General features: G+C 54.1%; 7 protein-coding genes and 1 pseudogene. 7 read left to right on the plus strand and 1 reads right to left on the minus strand.

The window, feature by feature from the left end; translation table 11 throughout:
* The coding region (locus RA27_RS22925) for a LysR family transcriptional regulator (RefSeq protein ID WP_039544612.1) at positions 1–926 on the minus strand (926 nt) is incomplete at its 3' end.
* Positions 927–1,034: 108 nt separating this feature from the next.
* On the opposite strand from RA27_RS22925, the gene RA27_RS22930 reads away from it, so the two are divergent.
* The 7 genes and pseudogenes from RA27_RS22930 to RA27_RS22960 all read left to right on the plus strand — a co-directional run.
* The gene (locus tag RA27_RS22930) at positions 1,035–1,829 is read left to right on the plus strand and encodes an ABC transporter ATP-binding protein (protein WP_039544615.1); all 795 of its coding nucleotides are present in this window, start codon (positions 1,035–1,037) and stop codon (positions 1,827–1,829) included.
* A gap of 50 nt (positions 1,830–1,879) precedes the next feature.
* Positions 1,880–2,653 (plus strand): transporter substrate-binding domain-containing protein, encoded by a 774-nt coding sequence (locus RA27_RS22935; RefSeq protein WP_039544617.1) that lies wholly within the window; start codon positions 1,880–1,882, stop codon positions 2,651–2,653.
* 83 nt (positions 2,654–2,736) lie between these two features.
* Positions 2,737–3,426, plus strand: coding sequence for an ABC transporter permease subunit (locus RA27_RS22940; RefSeq protein WP_039544629.1), 690 nt, complete (start codon positions 2,737–2,739; stop codon positions 3,424–3,426).
* Positions 3,427–3,430: 4 nt separating this feature from the next.
* Positions 3,431–4,216, plus strand: coding sequence for an ABC transporter permease (locus RA27_RS22945; protein WP_082025263.1), 786 nt, complete (start codon positions 3,431–3,433; stop codon positions 4,214–4,216).
* Positions 4,217–4,270: 54 nt separating this feature from the next.
* Positions 4,271–4,897: a cysteine hydrolase gene (locus RA27_RS22950; protein WP_039544620.1), complete on the plus strand. Its 627-nt coding sequence runs from the start codon at positions 4,271–4,273 to the stop codon at positions 4,895–4,897.
* Positions 4,898–4,901: 4 nt separating this feature from the next.
* Positions 4,902–5,810, plus strand: a complete 909-nt coding sequence (locus RA27_RS22955) for a DMT family transporter (protein ID WP_039544627.1) — start codon at positions 4,902–4,904, stop codon at positions 5,808–5,810.
* Positions 5,791–6,614: pseudogene (locus RA27_RS22960) on the plus strand (ornithine cyclodeaminase); the annotation flags it as partial. The gene RA27_RS22955 and the pseudogene RA27_RS22960, both read left to right, overlap by 20 nt.

Below are 6,614 nucleotides of genomic sequence, written 5' to 3' on the forward strand. Positions count from 1 at the left end.
CAAAGTTTGCAACAGAACCTATCCTGACTGGGATCGTCGATAATTTCAGTCGCAGCCGCCAACAGCCATGCCTTGAACGTTTCGGCAGCAGGTTTTCCGGATGCTTTCAGTGGCATCGCTATAGAATACCAGACGCATCGTATCTGTCGGCCGTCCAGTTGGACCAATGACCCAGAGGTCATTTCCTTGGAGCAAAGTACGTTATCTGCCAGAATGATCCCCTCTCCATCCAGCGCAGCGTCAATTGCAAGGGAGAGGTCAGAGTAAACCCGACCTTGCTCCCACCGGTAACTTCCGGGCTCGTGCAAAAGATACCATTGGTGCCAGATTTCGCGCCCGTTGTCGTGGACCAGTGGGGCATCCTGCCAGTTTACATCATTTTCTTCATCCAGAAGCTGCCTAAGAAGATGCGGTGCGCATGCGGGAAAGCCGTCTATGGGAAAAAGGCGATGCAGCCGGACCCCAGTTGCGGGCAATCTGGTTTCAAAATGGATGATGACATCGGCGTGGTCTTCGCCCAGCTGAGGTGGCTTCCATGCGGGACGCAAGTCAATATCGATCTTCGGGAATTCAGCGCAAAAATCGGTAATCCGCTTTCTGAGCCAAAGTGAGGCCAAGGCAGGTTCCGCACTGACGACAATCGTCCCTTTCTGCGTTTCTCGCAGAAGATCGCTGCACGCATCCTTTAATGTCTGAAATCCACTTGAAACACGAGGCAGAAGGGCACGCCCATCTTCGCTGAGCGTGATCCGGTTGCCGGTTCTGACGAAAAGATCTGCTCCAAACCAAGCTTCAAGATTGCGCACGTGCTCACTGACAACCGAATGGCTGACGTTCAGCTCCTCAGCCGCTTTTGAAATGCTTTGGTGCCGGGCAGCGGCCTCAAACGCGCGCAGGGAATTTAGATGTCGGAGAGAGGTCGTCATGAATTCAGCGTAGCAAAAACCGTCGCTGAGGGCCAGTTATTCCTGTTTTTCGAACAAAAGCCTGCCCGCTACCGTTTTAGCAACTTCGGCAAACCAACAGGACGCTCCATGGCTCTGCTCCAGGAAAACCCTCAAACCGACCTCTCACTGCAAGTGCAAGACTTGCACAAGTCTTATGGAGCCTTGGAGGTTTTGAAAGGAGTGTGTTTAGAGGCCCGGAAAGGTGACGTTATATCGATGCTGGGGTCCTCGGGTTCGGGCAAAAGCACCTTTTTGCGCTGTCTCAATCTGCTCGAAACGCCCAATGCCGGCACAATCATAGTGCATGGCGAAGAGATCAAGATGTCGACTGACCGTCACGGCGTGTTCAAACCTACCGAAGCCAAGCAGGTGGAACGTATTCGCGCCCGGCTGGCGATGGTTTTCCAGAGTTTCAATTTGTGGTCGCACATGACAGTTCTGGAAAATGTCATTGCCGGCCCGGTCCACGTGTTGAAGCAGCCGCGCGCTGAAGCGATTGAAAAGGCGAAGACTGTTCTTGAACGCGTCGGCATGTATGAACGCCGCGACTATTATCCATCTCACATTTCTGGCGGTCAGCAGCAACGTGCAGCCATCGCTCGCGCGTTGGCGATGGAGCCGGAGGTGATGTTGTTCGATGAACCTACTTCAGCGCTGGATCCTGAGCTCGTCGGCGAAGTCCTGAAAGTCATTCGGTCATTGGCCGAAGAAGGACGCACCATGGTGGTCGTGACCCACGAGATGGGCTTCGCCCGTGATGTCTCTTCCGAAGTGATCTTCCTTCATCAAGGGCTGATCGAAGAGCAAGGCTCGCCATCGGATATGTTCAACAATCCGCGGTCCACACGGTTCCAGGATTTCCTGGCCAATGCCCGAGACTGACGAACTTCAGTTCGGCAGGCCCCAAAAACCCAAAACAGGGAGACTATATCATGTCACTAAAAACCAAACTTCTGGCCACTGTGCTGTCTGCAACGTCTCTGTTTGCTGGCGGCACGGCAATGGCAGACACACTGCGCATGGGCGTTGAAGGCGCGTACGCCCCTTTTTCGAAGAAGGAAGCCGACGGCACTCTGTCCGGTTTTGACATCGATATCGCGCTGGCGCTTTGCGCCGAGCTAAACCGCGAATGCGAGCTGGTTGAACAGGAATGGGATGGCATGATCCCAGCACTGATCGCCAACAAGTACGACGCTATTGTCGCCTCCATGTCGATCACCGAAGATCGCAAGAAAAAGGTGGATTTCACTGAGAAGTACTATTTCACACCCTCTCGTTTCATCGCCAAAGAGGGGACAGAAATCGAACTGACACAAGAAGGTACTAAAGGCGTCAAGATCGGTGTTCTACGTGGCACGACTCTGCAATGTCACGTCGAGAAAATGTACCCGGATGCGGACATCAAGCTCTACAACACCCAAGAAGACGTGTTCGCAGATCTGGTTGCAGGTCGCCTTGATTTGCAACTGAACAACACGCTTCAGGCCATCGATGGATTTCTGAATACGCCGCAAGGTGAAGGATTTGCTTTCCTCGGAGAGGATGTCGATGACATTGAATGTATGGGGGAGGGCACCGGCATCGCGGTACGCAAAGGGGATCCACTAGCGGAAGAGCTAAGCGCCGCGATCAAGGCGATCCGCGCCAACGGTACTTATGATGAAATCAACGACAAGTACTTCGACATCGACATCTACGGAAAATAAGCCCGCAGATGCTGTCGCAGTGGGGGCTGGTCTCCCAGGCTCCCGCTGCGCCTGTCTTAGATCCCCAGGATTGGACCAGACTTATGGATTTGATCTTCGAATATCGCCAGATACTGATCGAAGGAACGATGGTCACGATCTCTCTTGCGATCCTGTCATTGGTGCTGTCGGTGCTATTTGGGCTGGTTGGAGCCTTTGCAAAGCTATCCCCCTCGCGTGGGATACGGCGTATGGGCAACCTCTATACCACCTTTATCCGCAGTGTGCCCGAGTTGGTTCTGATGATGCTGATCTTCTACGGCGGCCAAGCCATGCTGAACGATATTGGCCAGGCTACAGGCCTTTGGGGCTACTTAGACGTCAATCAGTTCATTGCTGGTGTTCTGACACTGGGTTTTATTTTTGGGGCTTACATGGCCGAGACTTTTCGGGGAGCGATCCTGGCGATCCCGAGCGGTCAGATCGAAGCCGCGAAATCCGTTGGCATGAATCCGCGCCAGGTTTTTGCTCTGGTCACCTGGCCGCAGATGGTACGCTATGCACTACCGAGCTTCACAAACAACTGGCTGGTTCTGGTCAAGGCGACGGCTTTGGTGTCGGTAATCGGTTTGCATGATCTGGTCTGGAATGCCTTTTCCGCGGGCCGGTCGAACCACAAACTGTTCACTTTCATGTTCGCGGTTTTGGTCATCTACCTCATCATCACTGCGATCTCCGATCTCGTACTTCGTTGGGTAGACCGAAAATACAGCGTTGGCGAAAGAAGGGCCTAAGCGCATGGAAAACGAACGTAGCTTCCTTGAATACTTGCGAGACTTCAGCGAAACATCCTCGCCCCTGGATTTCGTCCTGATTTACGACAACCTCGGAAAATTCTTTGAAGGGGCTTTGGTGACCCTTCAGTTGACCTTTTTGGCACTATTCATCGGCGGCCTGATCGCCATCCCATTGGCCATTGCGCGGGCCTACAGAAAACCCGGACTGAACCAGGTTATTTGGGGCTATACGTATGCGTTTCGCGGTACACCGCTGTTGGTGCAGACCTATCTGCTTTACTTCGGGCTGGGCCAGTTTGAAGCCGTACGGACCTCTTTCCTGTGGGACCCGATCCTGAGCGACCCTTGGTGGTGCGTTCTGATCGCCTTCACACTGAATACCGCCGCTTACACGACGGAATTCTTACGCGGTGCCATCGAAACCACTCCTAAAGGCGAGATCGAGGCAGCTAAAGCCTGTGGGATGTCGCCCCTAACCCGGATGCGCCTTGTCGAATTGCCCAGTGCGTTCCGCCGTGCGCTTCCCGCCTATTCAAACGAGGTCATCTTTACGCTGCACGGTTCCGTCATCGCCAGCACTGTGACTTTGCAAGATCTGCTGGGGGTCGGGCGCTGGTTAAATGGCCGCTACTATCTGGCCTATGAAGGTTTTGTCACCGCAATGCTGTTCTACATGGCCATCGTCTTTCTGATTTCGCTGGGGTTCAAATATGCTGAAAGACGGTATCTGGGACATCTGCAGCCAAGAGAAGTTGACCCATCAGAAAGAGCTCCGATAGCCGCCTGACTGAGCTACCGCCCAAATCCATCCACATCCAATCACCCGATGAAAGGGAATTCCATGGTTGAGGCCCGCACAAAGAAACGCAATCTGATCGAAGGCCGTGCCGCCCTGATCGTGATCGACATCCAGAAATCCACCTTTGCCCCGATCCCTGATGACGAGCGATCAATTGCCCATATGCCTGACTACGCGGCCCGCATGGCGCGCGCCAAAGTGGCCATCGACAAAGCACGTGAGGTGGGTATTCCGGTGGTGTTCATTCAGGAAGTCCACCGGGCCGATCTGGTGGATATGGGGCGGGAAACCGATGGTGATGAAGAGGTGCATTGCCTCGACAGCAACCCGCTGACGGAGTTAGCCGTAGAAGAACTGGGTATTCGTCCAAACGACTATAAAATCCAGAAACGGCGCTATTCAGCCTTCTATGGAACAGATCTAGAAATCCTCCTCAAAGGATTGAAAGCCGAGACCCTGATCCTAACAGGCGGCCTTACAGACGTCTGTGTGCATTACACTTTCGTCGATGCTCATCAGGGTGACTATTTCTGCCGCGTCATCGAGGATTGTGTCGCTGGGTCAAGCATCGAGGCACATAACGCATCGCTTAAGGCCGTTGAGTACTTGCAGCATGGCGCGGTTCGGTCGCTCGACGACGTTCTGAGTGCCATGGAGGCGCAGTCCTGAAGCCATGCATAAGGCCCAGAACTTTATAGCGGTCGGGTTGGCGCTGACCGCGTCAGCTATCCTGAGCTTCATCGACAACTTTGTGGCCTCGGTTGCGGAAGAGGCTGGGCTTTGGCAGTTTCAGGTGTTTCGAACACTCTTTGCACTGCCACTGCTTCTTCTCGCGGGTCGCGTCGCAGGGAAATCGCTGCGTCCAATTAACTTGAGAGGTCTTATCGGCCGGAGCCTTGCGGTCTCCCTCGGCCTGTTGATCTATTTTGCGTCTCTTGGCGCGTTGCCGGTCGCTCAGGCCGGCGCAGGGTTGTTCAGTGCACCTCTTTGGGTGGCGTTGCTGACGGTGCTTCTGTTTCGTCAACCATTGGGCCCAACGGGGATTTCCGCCGTGGTGCTGGGGTTTGCGGGTGCGCTTATGCTCTTGCAGCCGGATATCAACGACCTATCCGCTCTGTCGTTGATGCCGCTTGTCGCAGGATTGTTTTATGGGCTTGGTATGCTGCTGACCCGTCATTGGTGCGCGGACGAACACCCAATAACGCTTGCGATTGGAATATTCCTGACCATTGGTTTCGCTGGTGTCGTCATGCTGGGCATTGTGACTCTTTGGCCGGGCGAGACGTTCTTGTCTTCCCCTTGGGCTACACCAACAGGCCGGTTCCTGTGGCTCACCCTGTTCCAGGCAGTTGGGGCCGTTATCGCGGTCACATTGATTGCGCAGGCTTACCGGATTGGAACCCCGGCCGTGGTGGCCGTGTTCGAATATTCCTTTCTCATCTTTGCCTGCCTCTGGGCCTTCCTGCTCTGGGGCATCGCAACCAACTTCGTCGCCTGGATTGGGATCGTAGTCATATTGATTTCCGGCCTTCTCATGGCGCTAACTCAAAAGAGGATGCAAGATGCCACCGCTGCCATCTGAACTCGCTTTCGTCCCGTTTGTATCCGTCGAACACATGATGGGTCTGGTCAATGATTTGGGCATCGAGAAAGTGCTCTCTGATCTTGCTGACGACATCGAAGCCGATTTCAAACGGTGGGAGCTCTTCGACAAAACACCCCGTGTTGCCAGCAATTCAGACGTAGGCGTGATCGAGCTTATGCCGACCTCGGACGGATAGATGTACGGCTTCAAATATGTCAACGGCCACCCCAAGAACACCAAAGAAGGGCTGCAAACCGTCACGGCGTTTGGTCTGCTGGCGGATGTTAACTCGGGCTATCCCAAGCTTCTCTCGGAGATGACTTTGCTGACTGCGCTGCGAACCGCGGCAATGTCGGCAATGGCCGCGCGACATCTCGCACCCAAAGGATCAAATACAATGGCGATGATTGGCAATGGAGCCCAATCAGAATTCCAATGCCCAGCCTTCAAGGCGATCTGCGGGATTGAGACCCTCCGACTGTACGACATCGACCCGGCAGCCACCCAAAAATGTGCACGCAATCTCGCAAAAAGCGGGCTGAACGTGATTTCTTGCTCAACAAGCGAAGAAAGCATTGAAGGGGCGCAAATCGTCACGACCTGCACTGCTGACAAGCAATACGCCACGATCCTGACGGACAATTTGATTGGACCAGGCGTGCATATCAACGCAACCGGGGGGATTGCCCTGGAAAGACAGAGCTTCACAAGGACATTCTGCTGCGATCCGAGATCTTTGTCGAATACCCCGAACAGACCTGGATTGAAGGGGAGATTCAACAGGTTCTGTTGCAAACTTTG

The organism is Ruegeria sp. ANG-R, from assembly GCF_000813985.1.
GTDB lineage: Bacteria > Pseudomonadota > Alphaproteobacteria > Rhodobacterales > Rhodobacteraceae > Ruegeria.